Origin of the sequence: Metabacillus sp. Hm71 (assembly GCF_051842955.2) — a bacterium.
In the GTDB taxonomy this organism is placed as follows: Bacteria; Bacillota; Bacilli; order Bacillales; family Bacillaceae; genus Metabacillus.
In genome coordinates this window covers 1543421-1562108 of sequence record NZ_CM200278.1, presented here as the reverse complement: position 1 = coordinate 1562108, position 18688 = coordinate 1543421, and the positions used below count along the sequence as shown (strand labels likewise).

Annotated in this window: 11 protein-coding genes; all 11 read right to left on the bottom strand. The window is 34.8% G+C overall.

The window, feature by feature from the left end; all coding sequences use genetic code 11:
• Positions 1–89: 89 nt before the first annotated feature.
• The gene (locus ACSVDH_RS07600) at positions 90–1748 is read right to left on the bottom strand and encodes an extracellular solute-binding protein (protein ID WP_439249115.1); all 1659 of its coding nucleotides are present in this window, start codon (positions 1746–1748) and stop codon (positions 90–92) included.
• A 343-nt stretch (positions 1749–2091) separates the two neighbouring features.
• On the bottom strand, positions 2092–3834 hold the full coding sequence (locus ACSVDH_RS07595) for a cache domain-containing sensor histidine kinase (RefSeq protein WP_439249114.1): 1743 nt from the start codon (positions 3832–3834) through the stop codon (positions 2092–2094).
• 26 nt (positions 3835–3860) lie between these two features.
• A complete protein-coding gene (locus tag ACSVDH_RS07590) occupies positions 3861–5408 on the bottom strand; it encodes a response regulator (RefSeq protein WP_439249113.1) in 1548 nt (515 codons plus the stop codon).
• Positions 5409–6091: 683 nt separating this feature from the next.
• On the bottom strand, positions 6092–8254 hold the full coding sequence (locus ACSVDH_RS07585; RefSeq protein ID WP_439249112.1) for a glycoside hydrolase family 52 protein: 2163 nt from the start codon (positions 8252–8254) through the stop codon (positions 6092–6094).
• Between the two features lie 42 nt (positions 8255–8296).
• Entirely contained in the window at positions 8297–9124 is an 828-nt protein-coding gene (locus tag ACSVDH_RS07580) for a carbohydrate ABC transporter permease (protein WP_439249162.1), read from the bottom strand.
• Positions 9125–9216: 92 nt separating this feature from the next.
• Entirely contained in the window at positions 9217–10095 is an 879-nt protein-coding gene (locus ACSVDH_RS07575; protein ID WP_439249111.1) for a carbohydrate ABC transporter permease, read from the bottom strand.
• A gap of 115 nt (positions 10096–10210) precedes the next feature.
• On the bottom strand, positions 10211–11521 hold the full coding sequence (locus ACSVDH_RS07570; RefSeq protein ID WP_299090250.1) for an extracellular solute-binding protein: 1311 nt from the start codon (positions 11519–11521) through the stop codon (positions 10211–10213).
• Between the two features lie 115 nt (positions 11522–11636).
• Positions 11637–12431 (bottom strand): response regulator transcription factor, encoded by a 795-nt coding sequence (locus ACSVDH_RS07565; protein WP_439249110.1) that lies wholly within the window; start codon positions 12429–12431, stop codon positions 11637–11639.
• Positions 12431–14167, bottom strand: coding sequence for a cache domain-containing sensor histidine kinase (locus ACSVDH_RS07560; protein WP_439249109.1), 1737 nt, complete (start codon positions 14165–14167; stop codon positions 12431–12433). The genes ACSVDH_RS07565 and ACSVDH_RS07560 overlap by 1 nt, the downstream gene beginning before the upstream one ends.
• Positions 14168–14798: 631 nt before the next feature.
• The gene (locus tag ACSVDH_RS07555; protein ID WP_439249108.1) at positions 14799–15818 is read right to left on the bottom strand and encodes an SGNH/GDSL hydrolase family protein; all 1020 of its coding nucleotides are present in this window, start codon (positions 15816–15818) and stop codon (positions 14799–14801) included.
• A 377-nt stretch (positions 15819–16195) separates the two neighbouring features.
• Entirely contained in the window at positions 16196–18394 is a 2199-nt protein-coding gene (locus ACSVDH_RS07550; protein ID WP_439249107.1) for a helix-turn-helix domain-containing protein, read from the bottom strand.
• Between the last annotated feature and the right edge of the window lie 294 nt (positions 18395–18688).

Sequence of the window (18688 nt, the reverse complement as noted above, 5' to 3'; positions counted from 1 at the left end):
AAATCAGCAGCACAAAGGAACTTTTATACAAAGAAGGCTGAACTTCCTCATATAGATTATTCAGCCTTCACCTTAAATTCTTTTGTTCCTTAATTGGCAAGTTCAGCTTCTTTTTTAACCGATTCCTCCATTACTTCTTCATAGGCTTTATAAGGCAGCTTTTCAAATTCCTTCTTAAATTTTTTCCATTCGGCATCAAACTCAGATGGATCTGCAAGTATGATATCCGGATATGATCGTTTGATTAAATCGCGTGACTGTTGGTCATATAACTGAGCTTCAGAACCCGTCTCAATTGTTGCATCCCAAAACGGAAACCATGGTGCTGGTTCTGGCTCAGTGAATAAATCAGTAAACGTTTCTATGCCATATGCTTCTAAAAACTCTTTGTCCACTTCATCATAAGCAAGCTTGGCAACTTCAGGTTGCATAGCTGGATCAACAGAATTACCGTCATCAAATTTACCACTCATGATTGGCCAGTACCATCCTAGTGCAGAAAACCCAAATTCATCTCTAAACTCTTCTTTATTCACTAAATCAATTTGTTCCTGTGTACGATAAAAACGGCCATCCTCATTTACTTCATACGTTTCGCCTTCTATACCCCACGTAATAAGTTTTTGAGAATCAATTTTAGCGATGTGATCTAAAAATTTAATAATCCTAATTTGATCTTCTTCAGGAGTACCTGTCGTTAGTCCCATTCCTGGAGATGTTACAAAAGATTCTGGATTCAAGTATTGGTCTTTGATTCCTTCCTCAAATACAATAGGGAATCCCATAAAGTCATTATAAGGATCATCATCTTGCTCAAGTGTGTCTAAAGCTGTACCTGATTCCCATCGAGGTCCAAACCATCCTACAACACGTCCTGAAGATATTTTAGCTAAATACTCATCATAGTTTTGTGTAAAAGCTTCTCTATCAAATAGTCCTTTTGCGTTTAATTCATTTAATTTCCCTAACCATTTTTTGGTAATATCCTTATTATGATAAACGGAAACATCTAGTGTTTCATTATCAACAATAATTCCTTCCTGCTCACCCGATAAAAAGGCCGGTGGATCAAATAGTTGTCCAACATGCCAATCATATTGTAATAATGTATACGGAATTGTATCAGCACCATTTGTAGTTGGGTGGGCTTTTGCATATTTTTCAATGATATCAAAATATTCATCTATTGTTTTAGGATGTGGATAACCAAGTTCTTTTAGTGCTGCCCGTTTAATAAAGAATGCACTCTGTCCAACATTTGGAGGCTTTATATATCCATTGGATACACCAGATGGCAGAATATAAATGTTCCCATTCTCTTGTTTCATTTTTTCCCAGATTGGGTCATACAACTTTCTTAGGTTTGGAGCATGTTCTTCGATAAGATCATTAAGTGGTACAAATCCACCTGCATCAATCACGTCAGCTGTTGCATTTTGAGCATTTAATAATTCCGGATATTCACCACTGGCGATCATTGTACCGATCTTTTGGTTACTATCTCCTACAATATGTTCAATATCAAAGTTAACTCCTGTTGCCTCTTCGAACATTTTCCCAATTTTAGTATCACCCGTATTAACATCTTTTCCTGTTGAAGATGCATTAAAGAATGTGTAAGTAAAAACTTCTCCGTTTTTACTAGATTTATGATCTTTCCCCGTTTCTTCAACTTTCGAACATGCTGTAACGATGAACAACATGACTACTAAAGCAAAAGCTAGAAATTTGGATCTTCTTTTTAACAATTTGGCTCCCCCTTTGTTTAAGTTAAGCAATAGCAATGCAACCCCGTAATCGAGGCATTGTAAGCACTTTCATTATAGCCTGCTTGCTTTTTTTAAGTGACTATATAAAGTATAGTTTTTACTTTGTAAACTTTAGTACCTTTAGGAAAAATATCAATATAAGTGAAAAATATAGATTAATATGAAATAAGCATAGGAGGCAATAGGTTAAGTCTAGTTCTATCATGAAAATTACTCTCAAATACACTTTAATGCCAACACACATCAATCATACGACCGACACGTATTGGCATCAAAGTGTAGCTGTTTTAAAATGGATAGGGCTTAGACAAACCAGAAACTTCTAAGTTTGAAATGGTAAAACGATTCTAATTGTCGTTCCTGCTCCCCTCGCACTTTTCACTTTAAAATCAAAGTGATTTGCATAATGCAACTTTAAGCGAAAGTAAACATTTTTTATCCCCACATGTTCTCCTATGTTTTCAACCTCTTTTATGGATCGGATTAACCTTTCAAATTCCTCATTTTCCATACCTTTCCCATTATCGGTTATCTCACAAACGATTGTATCACCATCCCGCTTAATCGATATCTTTATCATTCCATTTCCTTTTATCGGTTCAATTCCATGTATACTTGCATTTTCTACAAACGGAATAAGAGACATATTTGGAATAATACACTTCTTAACTTCAGAATCGACCTCAATATGGTATTGCATTTTATCATCAAATCGATAATGTTGTATTTCTAAAAAGCACTTTATTAAATAAATTTCTTCTTCTACGCTGACCCAATCTTTTCCCCATATGAAAGATTTCCTAAGCATATTTGCCATATTTTGTATGATTTTTGCCGTTTCTTCCTCTTTCTTTAGAATACTTCTCATCCGAATGGTTTCCAATACATTAAATAGGAAATGTGGGTTAATTTGACTTTGCAGGGCACTTAGTTGTGCTTGTTTACGTTGTAATTCTAAATTCTTTTTCTGTATATCGGCTATATATACTTCATTGATAAGCTTCTTAATTTTAGAAGCCATCCGATTAAATGCTTGAGTAAGCTCACCTATTTCATCCTGATAGTTCACACCTTTAATAAGTTCAAAGTTTTGATCCTCTACTTTCCTCATATGCTTTAATATTCGTAATATACGTAAATGAAGGGAACTTGTCATATAAACAATAAAAAGAGATGGAAAGACTAAATTAATCAGAGCTAAATAGAGAATAAAATTGCGGGAACCTTCAACCTCCTCAAGTAATACCTTTTCTTGAGTAACACCGACTACCTTCCAATTATTTAAATAAGGGACATTAAATGATTCTTCAAAAACCAACGTATCATTTGATAAAGTAACAAAATGATATTGAGTATCTCCCTCTGACCATTTCACCTTTGGATTTGTTGTATATTCAATTGTTCCTTGCTCATCCAGTAAATAAATATCACCTGGAAACGTCACATTATGAAAAATATGATCCATTAATCCTAAATCAAATTGTAATTCCAGTATTTTCTGTGTGGAACCTTTTGTTGTAAAATAATCTAATTCTCGTATTATACTAAACGTATCTAGCTTTCCTGATTCTCCAAGTCGGCGAGTCAAAACAGGATAAGATTTTCTAATTACCTCTGATTCCTTATACCAATGAGACTCCTTAACAAGGGTATCAATTTTATTGACACCTCCTGCATAAATAACTGTATCATTATTTGTATATAGATTTAGTGAACGAACAGTTGAAAAAAGTGGTACTTCTTTATTAATTCCACTGTAATAATTTTGATAAGCATGGATAAAATCTATGGTTTTTTCGTATTTATTTTCTAGAAAATTGTACAACTCATAATCCGTATATAACTTGGATGAAATTTCTACTGCATCATCTATCGCTGTACGGAAATCATTTGAAATTTGCTTTACAGAAAGGGATATATCATTCATCTTTTGTGTTCTGACATTGTTAGAAGTAATTTGATAAAATGCGATGTGTGTTAATGTGATTGGGATGAAAACTGAGACAATATAAATAATTAACAGCTTATTTCTTAAACCAATATTATTAAAATTGAATCGATTCATTTTATCTCCATTTTTAAAATCTTCCATTAGAGTTTTTTTCGATATTGAGTTGGTGTCATACCAGTCGTTTTTTCAAATTGAGTGACAAAGTAATCAGGATTCGAAAAACCCACACATTCTGCTACCTGATAGATTCGCAAATCGGTCTGTCTTAATTTTCTTTTCGCTTCATTTATTCGGACTTGCAGAATATAATCTTTAAAATACATGCCATATGTTTTTTTAAACAATTGCCCCATGTAGACGGGGTTCATAAAGAATTTATTCGCTATCGTTTTCAATGTGAGAACTTCTTTGTAGTGGGCATCAACATATTTTTTTATTTTTCTTATGCTTCCTAACCCACACTCCTTATTGAGCCGATTTAACAGAGCAGCTGCCTCTAATAAAAAGTCTAGGAACAAGTTCTTAATTTCAGATAACGTTCGAGGCTCGTTGTCCCAATTTAACATACTTTGTAATGAGGCTAACTTTTTTTCATCACCATCCATCGACTGTAAGGTTTTAACCACTTCATGAACCACCCGATTTATAGATGTTTTTACTGCATCCTTCGCGAAAGCTTTCTCTTGAAACTGTTCAAACATCATCAAAACGTTTTTTCTAATCTCCGAGATTCGATTTTCTTCTATATGTTCCATTAACGATTGGTATTGTGATTGATCAAGCTCAATGTAATTAATAGACTTATTCTTCGTGCAGCCATATACGATCGGTTTATCTGATGCTTCTACATACTTAAATTGGAGGATCTTCATTGCAGTTTCATAAGAATCCTTTATATCAATTGGATGGTCTACTATCCTTCCGACGTAGATGGTGACATTTGCCTTCAAATGAATCGTTAGCTGAGCTTTTAATGTTTCTGAAAAATGAACAATATCCCTGCTTAATTGTTGAACTTCTTCATTTTTGACTAATAGGCCGATTCGGTTACTATCGTGTTCACGAAACAAAGTAGTGGCATTTAAATCCTCACCATGAATGGTTTTGCTAATGATTTCACGTACCTTTATCATATTTACAGCCACGTTATTTACCTCTATGATGACGTAGGCAAATCCTAATGTTTGATCAATATTCAATTTTTTGACACAATCATAGAGGAGATCTTCATCAAGTTCCCCTGTTATTAATTCATTGAAAGCTGTCGCTGCAAGAATATTTTCTCTATTTCTGGTTAATTGTAATTCTTTTGTATACTTATCTGCTACCTTTCTAAGTGTGTCTTCAATTTCTTCTTTATCTACTGGTTTTAAAATAAAATCGTGTACACCAAACTTAACAGCTTGTTGTGCGTAGCTAAAATCACTATACCCACTAATTATAATGAAGTTTGGGCTTGTTTTTTTTAGATCAACTGTATGCTTTATTAAATCAAGTCCATCGAGGACAGGCATCTTAATGTCTGTAATGACTAAATCTGGATTATACTTTTGAATATACTCCAAAGCATCCTCCCCATTATCTGCTTCTGCACAAACTTGGAAGCCGCAGCCTTCCCAATCAATAAGATTAATTAATCCTTTACGTACATAACGATCATCATCTACTAAAAATACTTTGAAAGCCACCGTAACCCATTCCTCCATTCACAAAGGACTAAATTAAAGCATGATCTTGACTATGAATAAGCGCTTTTATTTTATTTTTACATTTTAGCCCTACTAAAATCAGCTACAGTTCCCGGTTCGCTTGCTGCTTATATTCTAGTCTATTAAAATCATTTTTCAAACCCTTTAAATTAAGAAAACGGAACAGGAAAATTAACCCTTATAATTTTATCGTTTTTTGAATCACCTTTTTCATAAATGAGAAAATCAAACTATACAATGTGTAAATTCTTATATTATATCTTAAAAAAACGTATAGTCACTCTATAAAGTATAGGTTATACTTTAAAAACTATAGTTTTTTGTTTGTTTTCTTAAATTATTAAAGTTTCAAAAAGGAATATAATCGATCTGTCACGTTGTAGATTATCCTACTGCAAAGATAACTTATTTAAGAAACAAACTTTCCATCACTAACATGATAGATAACAAGACTATTTTATTTGGAAAAACATCGATCTTTTCTTCCGTCATAGTATTTCTGTTTTTCCTATTAAACACTTTACTGTAAAGTACTGGTTAAAAGAGTAAAGAAGCTGTGACTACTTATTAAGGACACAGCTTCTTGTTTTTTTAAGTTTTAGTTAGACAATAAGCGTTCTATTATAATTCGAGTGAAAAAACCTTTAGATTTATCTGCTTAATTAGGAACGACTGCTCACTTGAGCCATTTCCATAGTTGATAAGGATTCTTTCCTTTCCTCCAGCCATAATATGCTTGTTACACCTCTAGGGTAATACTTACTTCCAGTAATTTCACCAGAAATAATTTGGTCACTCCAGCTCCATACTGACAAAGTAGGATGTGTTAGCCATCCAACATGAGCGGCATCTGCTCTTTCCCCTTTTTCATCCCACTCAATTCCTAGGATCTTTCGAGCAATGAACTGACATAAGTAGATTTTACTTAGCCAAGAATTATTACTTGTTGATGATATTTTCCAGCCGCCATCCTCAAATAAGCAAATCCCTTCAACCAATACTGTTTCCAGATGCTTTTTTAGTGCTTTGATATAAGGACCGAAACGTCCATTTGGATCAAGGGCTTTTTGACAATTTGTATAATACGGGAAAATTAACCCCTCAATCGCAGGTATAATTTTTGAATCATTACCCTCGCCTACAACCGCCGGAATATAACCATCTTCTGTTACATGGCTAACAATGCTTACTGCACATTTTTCTGCTTGGATGCCTGCTTGTTTTGACAAATCATGAAATCCATTTTCAAAAAATAGTTTTTCTAATGCCACATAGGAAGACCAGCACTTTCCAGCCAGGTATATATTATTTCTTGCTTGGCCAAGTGAAACATCTAAACTATCATATGTGGTGATTTCTGCACCACCCATTACCCGTGAAGAATCTAACCCCATAATACCGTTTCGTTCGTTTGGATCTGGATGATCCCGATTTAGCATGCTTTCAAAGCATTTTATGAAAGTGTTCAAATTTGCTTGCAGCCACTCTGTATCTTTCGTGTTTTCGACGTAAACAGCTGCACATAACACCCAGTTTACTAACTGTTCATGAGTCATATGTGAAAAACAGCCATCAAGACCATACAATTCATAGGAGGAATAATGAGGTCTTGAGATCGTATTCGCAACACCCATATCATGGGTGAAGCTGATCCCTCCAGGATAAACCGTTTCGTCATTTGGAAAACGAACTTCATCCTCATAGCTAAAACGCTTAACAAACATATCTAATTCATTTTTAACTGTCCATGGATTCATTTTCAATTCAAAAAACAACTGATCAACGGTAAGATCAAATGTGTTCATCATTCGGTATTCACCTTCATTGACAACCCAGAATGGTTCTCCATCCACATCGAGAAGCTGTGTACAGCCAAAGTAGCTTCGGATGGAATGGGCCATCATAAAACGTTGATTCTCTGTTAAATGATCAGCATGCTCTATTAAATCATTTGCTATTTGTGCCCGTTTCATCATTTCTTTAGTGTTTTCTAATGAAAAGGCGGCCACCTCTTCGATATTTTTAAAATAGCGCGTATAGAAGTAACTTGCATCCAATCCCGCAGTTACAAACCCGGAACGATGAAAACAGATTGCAAATTGAAAAGTCCTGCATGTCCCAGCTGGCACATCCATAACCATCGCCCCAATTGGCCCTAAACCAAATCTCCAGTTCTCTTCAAACGGGGTTGTTAAAATATTCTCCATACTAAAGTGCAATGCTGACTTTACATCAGTATCGGCAGATGCTATTGCTGTGATTCTTCCTTGACCAACACCAGAAATCCCTTCACATGTATCATCCAATCGACGCATTGAGCTATAGGGATCATTTCCTTCATAGCCGAAAAATGCCCGCCTGCTTTTACTTCCTTTTGTATTATCAACCGTAACCTCTGCGATGACCGATGGTACAAGTGTTAGCATAAGCTCTTCTAGAGAAGCTGATGCAGGATCTGGTACAGACTGTGCTTGCGTATAAATGGTAAAGGTCAAATCCCCTGCTTTCCATGTGTCTGTACCAAGCTTGAATTCACGGACTATTTCATCTTTTGCAAACGGGAAAATGATTTTTGGTTTATTTTGGTCTGGATCCGGGTTTTCAATATCATAGCGCTTACTTTCATCTTCACTATAATCAAAAAATGGAAGTGCTTCGTAGATTCCTTCACGATTTAGTGACTCTACACCAATAAAGATATTTTTTCGGGGTGGACGGCCAAGCTCCAAATCCAAGCCGCCTCCGTTCCCCGGAAAACCTAATGTAAAGCTGGAAAATGCTCCAATTGGAGAGTGATGTGCATTAAAAAATTGATTTGTTACCATCGTACCGAACCCCTTCAACATATTAATATGGTAGTTTATCGTTTATCCTTTTACAGAGCCTGCAGCAATTCCCTCAACAATTCGATTGCTAAAGAAGAAAAAGGCAATTAAAATCGGGATGATACTGATCATGAGTGTAGCGCCGATTGCTCCCCAATCAGTCATATACTGTCCAATAAAGTTTTGAATTCCGACTGTTAACGTTTTATACGGATCAGAACTGATAAACGTATTAATGAACACAAATTCATTCCAGTTGTAAATCATATTAATAATCACAGTTGTTGATAAAACTGGTGTTGTCATTGGCAGCGTAATTTGAAAGAAAATCCGATGAATCGAGCACCCATCGATAATGGCAGCTTCCTCTACCTCACGAGGCAAGGTATAATAAAAACCAATTAAAATCATGATCGTAATAGGAAGGTTAAAGGCTGTATATGACGCAATAACCGCTAAAGGATGATCAATCAAATTGACTTTTTGAAAAAAGCTGAACAATGGAATTAAGGTAGAGTGCACAGGAATCATTAATCCTACCATAAACAAGCCAAGTACCAGTTTGCTTAGCTTCCATTTCATTCGCGTGATCGCAAATGTGACAAAGCTAGCTAAGAGCACCGTCAATAATACCGATAAAACGGTAATCCAGACACTGTTAAAAAAATAAAGACTAATATTTCCTTCCGTCCAAACCTTCAGATAATTATCCCATTTTGGATTTACTGGCAAAGCGAACGGTGAATTGTTGAACACTTCCTGATTATCTTTTAATGAGAAAAAGAATAACCAAATAAGCGGGTAAACCTGAAAGATGGCAATCAAGCCTAAGGCTAGATAGAGCAGTCCAAATCCGATTCTAGTTATCATTTTGTTCGATTGCTTCCCGGTTGAAAGAGGAGTAGATACGTTTGCTTGCGCTTGGTGATTTTGTAGAACACTCATGTTTTATTTCTCCTTTCTTAATATTGAATTTCTTCGTCAGTTGCTGTTAATTTTCGGATAACCCATGTGACAACAAGACAAATTAATAATAGGAAGAAACCAACCGCACTTCCGTAGCCAAAGTCATAGGTTCCAAAGGCTTTTTGATACATATAAGATGCCATTACTTCACTTGCCCCATTTGGTCCTCCGCCAGTCATGACGTAAATTAAGTCAAAATATTTTAAAGAACCAACAATCGCTAATACAATCGTCACTTTAATTACACCAGCAATTAATGGCACCTTTATTTTATAAGCAATTTGAAAAGCATTTGCTCCATCAATTCTGGCAGCCTCAATTAATGACTCAGGAATATTTTTTAATGCTGCATAATAAATCAAAATATAAAAACCTGCATACTGCCAGATAATTGGAACGAATAACGCTGCTAAAACAAGATTTGGTTCCGCCAGCCATGCTGGTGGATTTTTTATATCGAAAGATAGTAATAAACTATTTACTAATCCGTTTGAAGGGTGATAAATTTTAAGCCAAAGCTGTGCAATCGCAACAGAAGATAACAGCATCGGAATTAAATATATCTTTCTTAAAAAATTTGCCCCTTTTATTTTTCCAGCAAGAATTAACGAAATAACTAAATAACCGATTAAACTAATCGCAGAAAAAATAGCTAGTAAAAACGAATGATAGGCACTTTTCCAAAACTCTGCATCCTTAATGAGCTTTGTATAATTTTCAAGACCGATGAAAGTCATTTTTCCTATTCCATCCCACTTCATTAATCCGTAGTAGCCGGTTAATAGAATCGGCACATAGATTAGAACCATAATTAATAGAAGTGCTGGTAAGACATACAAGGTTATAACCAGTTTATTGGACATTACTTTATCCATGATAACCTCCCCTTTACTTTTTTGATTCATATTTCAGGCATAGAAAAGGACATATCACCTTATTTATCGATATGTCCTTTTCATGTTTACATCCTTACGTGATTACTAGAGTTCATTACTCCTGATTCGCAAGGGCTTCTTCCTGCTTGCTTGTAAATTCTTCAGGTGTAACTTCCTCTCCGAACAAAGCTTGGATTAAGTTCAAATGTTCTTGTGCAACAGATGCACTCATTTGAACATCTGCATATAACGTAATATTGCTGGCAGAATTTAATTCATTTAATACATCAATATACATTTGCGGCAATTCAACTTTAGATGTATCTACCTTGGTTGCAGGAATAACGCCGGCATCTGTTACAGAGCGTTCTCCCCATTTTTTTACAAAGAATTCAACAAATTTCTTTGCCTCTTCTTTAACCTTTGAATTTTCTGAAACGAATAATCCTACACCAGGACCGCCAACAAAACTGTTGATATCCCCTTTTCCATCTTCAACTGCTGGAAATTTAAAGAAGCCAACCGAGTCTCTAAACTCTTGTGGAACATCTTCATTCGTAGTATAGTTTGGTAATTCCCATGATCCCATTAAGTACATGGCAGCTTGTCCGTTCATGAATGGGCCTTTTGCTTCATCATTCGATAATCCATTGAAACCCTTTACAAAAGCATCCATTCCTACTAAATTCTGAATCTCTTCAGCTGCCTTTGTTAATGCAGGATCTTCAAAGGTTCCCGTGCGGTTTATTGCTTTTGTTAATGTTTCAGCGCCACCGATTCGATCTGCTAAATACATATACCACATGGATCCTGTCCAGCGATCTTTGTTTCCTAAAGTAATCGGTGTCACGCCATTATCAGCAAGTGTTTCCACAACTTGTTTAAATTCTTCATATGTTTTTGGTACTTCTATATTATATTGTTTAAAAATAGCTTTATTATAATAGACTGGGGCAATATTTAACTCAAGCGGTAACCCATAGGTGGTACCATCTACTGCAAATGCTTCCGTTGTACCAGAAATAAATTGATCTCCCAGTTCACCATCAAGTAAATCATCCAGCGGAGCAAACTTTTTCCCCTTTACATATGGTTCCATAAAACCGGCAGCCCACGTCATCCCGACATCTGGAAGTTCATTTGAAGCTGATAATACTTTTAATTTTTCCTTGTATTGCTCATTACTTAAAATTTCCTGTTCAATTTTGACACCCGGATTCTCTTTTTCATATTCTGCAGCAATATCGTTAACGATCTGATTATGTTGTTTAGAACTTCCTGCAGGCCATAGATGCATTAATTTAACCGTTACTTTGCCTCCTGAATCACCTTCACCGCCTGTCTCACTAGATCCTGAACAGCCAGATACAACTAAGCTAAGAATCATAGTAAGAGCAAACAATAGTGTAATCGCTTTCCTTTTCATTTAGAAATCCCCCCTTGGATTGATACGAGATGCGGTATTCGCATTTACAAGCTCATTATAGCATCGGAAAAATGCTGAAATAAGGTAACACTGATTGGGGAAAATTCTACTTTTTTTAGTTTTTACTCTCATTTATCGTGTTCGTTTTTCGAAAACGGCTAGGCGTCTGTCCTTCATACTCTTTAAACAGTTTAATAAAATACTTTGACGTGCTATAACCAACCTTTTCTGCAATATCAGCAACAGATAGAGTTGATTCGATTAATAAATTTTTAGCCTTTTGCAGTCTGCTTCTCGTCAAATATTCACTAAAGGTCATATTGACCTGCTCCTTAAACAGGACGCTAAAATAACTTGGATTTAGGTGTACATGATTCGCCACTTCTTTCATGGTAAGCTGTAAATCGATATGTTTATCAATATAATCTAAAGCCATAGGGATAGGTGCGTCTTCCTTGCGATCTCCCTGTTTTACTACATCCACCAGCTTTTCATCCACAAATTTATAGATCCTGCCTTCACGCTCTCTTTTTTCCTGGACTTCGATCGCTTGCTCTACGGCTTCTATAAGCTTTCGTTTATTCAAAGGCTTTACTAAATAATTGAGAACACCTAATCGAATCGCTTCCTGGGCATAATCAAATTCGGAATAAGCTGAAATGATAATCACAACCGGATTTTGTTGATAATCTTTTAAGAGCTTCAGCATTGCAAGTCCGTTTATCTCTGGCATCGAAATATCAGTTAGTAAAATATGAATCTTTCTTTCCTCAAAGATTGCAATAGCTTCATTTGCCCCCTCTGCACTGATCACTTCATAGCTTATATCTGCCCATCCTTCAAGTGTTTTTTTCAATCCTTGTCGTGTTTTCGGTTCATCATCAACGATTAAAATCGTCTTTTTTAGCATTAGCTGGCACCCCCATTTATTGGCACCTCAAATGTAAAACAGGTTCCATTATTTAATTCACTTGATATAACGATTTGTCCTAGATTATTTTCTTTATAGTAAAGCTGTAACCGTTTGTGTACGTTGGCAATGGCCATTCCATTTCCCTTAATGGAGGACACTTTCCCTGTATCAATGACAGTCATAATCCGGTCAATCGTCTCTTGATCCATCCCCGGACCATTATCTTTCACAGTGATGACCAAATGATCAGAAAATTCAGAAGGCTGAACACTAACGAGAACATAGCCTTTGCCGACTTTGTTCCCTACTCCATGTAAAATAGCATTTTCAACTATTGGCTGAATTAATAGTTTAGGTATTTTAACATGTTCAAATTCTTTGGGAATATCAACGCTCCAGGTAAAGCGATCTCCAAAGCGCATTTTCATTAACTGCATGTACATTTCCACATGCTCGAGCTCCTGCTTTATCATCACCCATTCATCTTGATGGTTTTTACTGATTGTGTAACGGAATAACTCAGACATCGCAATAACGGAATCCGCTAATTCCTCCTCTCCCTTTTCATCAAGTGACCAGTATAAAGCATCCAATGTATTAAACAAAAAATGAGGATTGATTTGGGATTGTAATGCTTTTAGCTCAGCCTGCCCCTTTAAGATTTCTTTTTCATAAACAACTTGGATTAAATGATTTGTATTTTCCACTAATTGGTTATAGGATTTATTTAATTCATTAATTTCAATTGTGGAGGCGATCTCTGGATTCAATTTGAGCTCACCATCTCCTGTCTTTTTCATCGTTGCTGTTAATCTTAAGATCGGTCGAGTGATCATCGAAGATAACAATATGGATAATATAAGGAAAATCATAAACCCAATGGCGCCTGATAAAAGGATCGCCATTCGTAAAACTGGGGTCCCTTTCATTAGTGCCTGAACTGGTGTTAAGATATGCATCGTCCATCCTGTAACCGAGGAAGTTTCTTTAACATGCATGAAATCGTTTCCATTTATAGCTGTAATGCTGCTTTTTTCTGGGATAATCGGTCCTATATCACCTTTAAAATTTGACATGATTGGATGACGATTTTGATCAACCAAAATCATATACTCTTGATCCCGATCTGTATCAGTAAACTCAAAATACTTTGCATTGATTTGTATCAAAAGATAACCGCCATTTGAAAACCACTGATCGACTAAACTAATTTGCCTGATTGCCAGAAAAAACTCAGGCTCTTTAGGATCTTGACCAATCCAAACCAATTTGCCTTCTGCACGATTTGCTTCCTTAATCCATTTGTAATCAATTCGAGAAAACAGTCCATCTCCATCTAGTGGTATGAGTTTTCGAAAATCCTTTGAATAGATTTCAAAAGCATTTATCCCATCTGAATACACTTGAAAGGTGGTGCCAACCTGCATCAATGCTTGTCTCTCACTAAAGCTTGCAAGCTTTCCTTTTGTTTCAGTTAATAACAGTTTTTGTACATACGAGTTAGTTGCCACCTGTTTAGTCAGCATATCAATTTGTTGAAATAATGATTCCATCCGTCCGCTAGCTTCGATAGCGGTTTGTTGAATTTGCTTTTCAGCGTTGGTTTTTAATAAATTTGATACAATGTGATAGGTCACAATTCCAACAAAACATAACACAATGATCATGACGGTTAAAAAAACAAGTAAGATTTGATTGCGCAATGTATTGTATTTTCCTAGCTTTAACCACATATACATTCAACCTTTCAAATGCAATAGAGAATTATTTCAACTTTTATCTTTTTTACTTTACCACACAAAATATTATTTTTACAGATTTCATATTGAAGGAAGTGAAGCTCCTGCTTAATCTATTAATCTAGTAGAAAAAGCTAAGAAATTGACTATATCTATATAGAGAAAGTATTACTATTTTATTGTTCTTAGCTTCCTGACGTAGGACACCCGAACCATTCCGACAAGAAGCTAAGAAGGCTAGTTAAAATCGGTCAACATAGAGAATACTCCCATGCATGACGGATACAAAAACCAGAATCACGATTATTTTTGACTCTGGTGGTTTAGAAGGAGCTTTTAAATTTATTTTTCTTTATAACGAAAATATTTAAAGTCAATATAATAGATTAAATCCTGCAGTAAGAAAAGCGCAAGCGCCTTGTTCAGCCTAGGGCAAATAAGACGCTCATGAAAGAAGGCGTTCTTTGCCTTCAATTCATGAGTGGCAGACCCTAGAGGAAGTCAAAAACGCGACGTCCTGTCGCACTGACTGCACTTACCACGCCCTGTGCTTCGGGGCTAGGCGCTGGAACTGGACACTAAAACTAAATTCAAATTTTATACTTTCTCTTAAAAAAGACGACCTTTATTCTACATCCTCGGTAATGACCGCTGGTTCGATGCTAACCTCTTCCATGTTCTCTAAGATCCGCTTTGCAATGAGTTTATATCCGCTAGTGTTCGGGTGGAAATTATCACCAGATAATAACTCTACATTAGAATTACTAAATAAATCAGAGATCGGAATATAATTTACATTATCAAATTCCTCTGTAACGGATTTACTAGATTCATTCCAATCGTTAACTATTAATTGTAATTCTTCAATATCACCAAAATAACGATCAAACGGATTATAAAAACCAATTAAATAAATATGTGTGTTTGGATTAATTTTATTGATCTTATTAAAGATTGCTGTTAATCTCTCAAGATAATCTGGTTTTTCTTGATTAAAAACTTCTATATTGAGATTGGTAAAATTGTTTCTGACAATCTTCATCATGTCGTTGGCGCCAATTGTAATGATAACAATATTAGCCTTTTGAATTGATTCTGCAATCTCTTTCTTTTCTAGCCGTTTTAATAATTGGTCTGTACGGTTTCCTCTTTTCCCATAGTTTTCAATAGTAATATTTATGTTATTATCTTCAAATGTGTTATTTAAGATCCCGACATAACCGCCGCTTTCTGTTTCATCTCCTACGCCTTGGGTGAGGGAATCACCAATTGCTACAACCTTTAAATCCTTTTTGAATAATTTTATTACACCATCTACTGCTTCCCTAACCGTTTTCCTGACATCTTCAGTCAATGTGATAAGTTTATTATTTTCGCCATCTGCTTCTTCTTCCTCTTCTTTATCTGCAATATTACCAGAAACATCTTCAACCTGTTCCTCTTTCTCAGGAGATGCATCTTCAGTAACCGTTTCTTCTTCAGTATGAGATTTACCTGTCATTTCATTAGAATCTGTCGCTCCATTTATAAACGATGTTTCTACATCTACCTGTTTTGTTTGATTAGAGTTTGAAAGAAATAAGTATAAGCTAAAGCATATTACTAGCAAACTAGCAATAATGATCGTTACTTTCAATCTCCCCATATTTAACCACACCCATCGATTTATCGAATTGTTCAGTTATTAAAAAAGCAACCTAAATAATATAAATAGTTTTTTTTATTTTAGCATGAATATTAGCCACAGCTTAAATAGTACCGTTCTTTGAGCATTAATAAGTTAGAAACATTTTATATATTTCATTAATTGTACTATAAAATTACAAACACTCTTGGGATTTTTCACCATAAATAGGCTGCTCCCATAGTTTCGGTATATTTCTTATAGATACTAGTCGGTTGTTAGGGTTCGATGACCTATAACAATCCCGAAATCTCTCATTACTATTTCTTCTTAGAATAATCTTTCAACAGGTTTTCCGCCCAAAGAAAAAAGCTAGCCAAAAGGCTAACTTTTATATTTTAGTTGAACTTTTTCCGATATTGCCCAGGGGTCATTCCTTCCATTTTTCTAAATGACCGAATAAAAGAAGCAGAACTGTTGTAATGGAACCTCTCAGCAATTTCCGATATTTTAATATTTGTTTCACTTAGTAATTTCTTAATTTGATTAATTCTATATCGCATTAAATAATCACTAAAACTGGAACCTGTTTCTTTCTTAAAAACTCTGCTAACATAGCTGGGATGAAAATTAATTTTTGATGCAACGTATTCAAGTGTAATATCTTTATAAAATTCATCTTCTATAATTGACAAAACACTTTCTGTAATATTCGTTTGCTGGTTTGTTCTTATCTCATTATACTTGTCGATTATGGGTGGGATAATGGATTGATTAAACCAGTCTTCAACCTCTTGAATAGTACCGAAACTGAATAATTCATCAAATACCATTGCTTTACCGAATAGTTGATCTGGGGATTCATCTACTTCTTGTACAAGTTCCAATATTTTAGATAATAATTGGGCCAATATGATTTGGCAATTATGGTAGGGTAGATTAAATTTTGTCATATAGGCGATAAATTCCTTTAACAATTTTCTAGATTCTTCTTGATTGGCACTTTTAATTGAATCAAGAAGCTCTAATGAAACTTGCTTTGGATAATTACACTTTACAGGATGGTTTACTGTAATATCATCGACATGTAAGATCACTCCAGGTTCCAAACGATGTCTATACTTCAGCGCTCCTATAGCCTCCTCATACCCTAGTGCGGTTTTTTCCAGTTGATCATATGGACGACCTATTCCTATACTAATTTTTAATCCCAGATGTTTTAAAACAAGAGTTTTTATTTTGGAGGCAACACTATAAAAATACTTTTTCTGATCAACAGAATTCTTTTCATTACTTAATAGGATGGTTACTTGGTAATCATTTAAAAATACAGGGCTAAAATGCTTGTCCTCAGCGATTATATTACGAACAATATTATTAATGGCAAATAAAAGTGATTCTTTGTCATCACTTTGATAGTTTGTATTTTCCAATTGATCTATGTTAATGATGACAACAGCTAACGCTTGCCAGGAAGTTGGAAACTTCAAATTCTCCAACATGCTATCTATCTCATTTGATTTTACCTGCCCCAAAAGTAATTTTAGCACGAAGTATTCCCTTAAATGGTTCAATTGATTATTTATTCGGTGTTCAAGCTGCAAATGACTGCTTTTAAAATCATGTATTTTTCTTTGGATACAATCAAATTCATCTTTTGAATCTGTATCATCTCCAGTTAACGAAACAACTGATTTATATACATTATGAATCGGGTTGTATAAGCGGCGTGACCATTGAAGGGCAATAATACTGATGATAATAATAATAACGATACAATAAATAACAGTATACCAAGCAATGTCTTTGGATTCTTTTGTAATAGCTTCTATCGGCACAACTGACAAATACGTCCATTGATTAAATGTAGATTTACTATAGTTGATGCCCACGCTTTTACCTTTAAGTTTCGTTGTAAAATAACCATTAGTGGACTTGCTATTTTTAATTTTATTTATTAAATCATTAAATAAAAAAGGGGACTGTTTAGGTGAATTATTTGAAATTAACTTATACTCCTTGTCCAAGACAACTATTTCATTTTCTTTGTTTTTTTCATTGATAAGTTCAGTAATTTTTTCATTAGTAATGGTAACAATTATTAGGCCTTTTGGATTTTTTGAAAGCAATGGAATTTTTTTAACTAGTTTAATCGACTGTCCGTTCTCCTCTGAAAATGTAAGCCAATCCGATGAATGGGGAGTTCTAGCTATTTTTAAATAGTGCTTTCTATAGTCTTCTTCCTTAAGTTGACTAAGACCTTTTTTATCTATCAACCATTTTTCATCATGATTTACCAGTTCCAAATTTTGATACCAAATTTTATCTGTTATAAATTTTTTCATAATTGTTGCAAGGTTTCTATATTCGATAAAGTCTTTTGGTGTAATGCTTTTTTGAAAATTGGAAGTAAAATCAGGTGACAAAATATTTGCGTTTACTTTTGTATCTAAGACCTCTAACTGATGTTCAACTCTCATTTGAGTTTGTAATAAAACTTGCATATTTTCTTTGGCAACTTTTTCTTCGATATCAGCCGAAGCTTTCGTATACGATAATATCCCTATTACAATGACTGGTAATGTTGATAATATCAAACTATAAATAAACAGCTTTTTATAATACCTATAATTAATGTTATTAATGGAAGATCCCCCCAAAAAAACGTTAAAATTATCTCAATAATCATCACTCACAATCATGTATTCCGGTTTGTTTTTTATGTGTAGGTTCTCCTCTGGAATAAATCGATTACTTTATGTGTAACATTCCATGTCATTTTGCTGATTTCCTGTCCTTAACATCCCCATCACTTTAATCGCTTTTTCACCCCCAACTACCTCCTTTTGCAAGATGTTATTCCTTGAGCCCTAGTCAAACTAAAACTACTG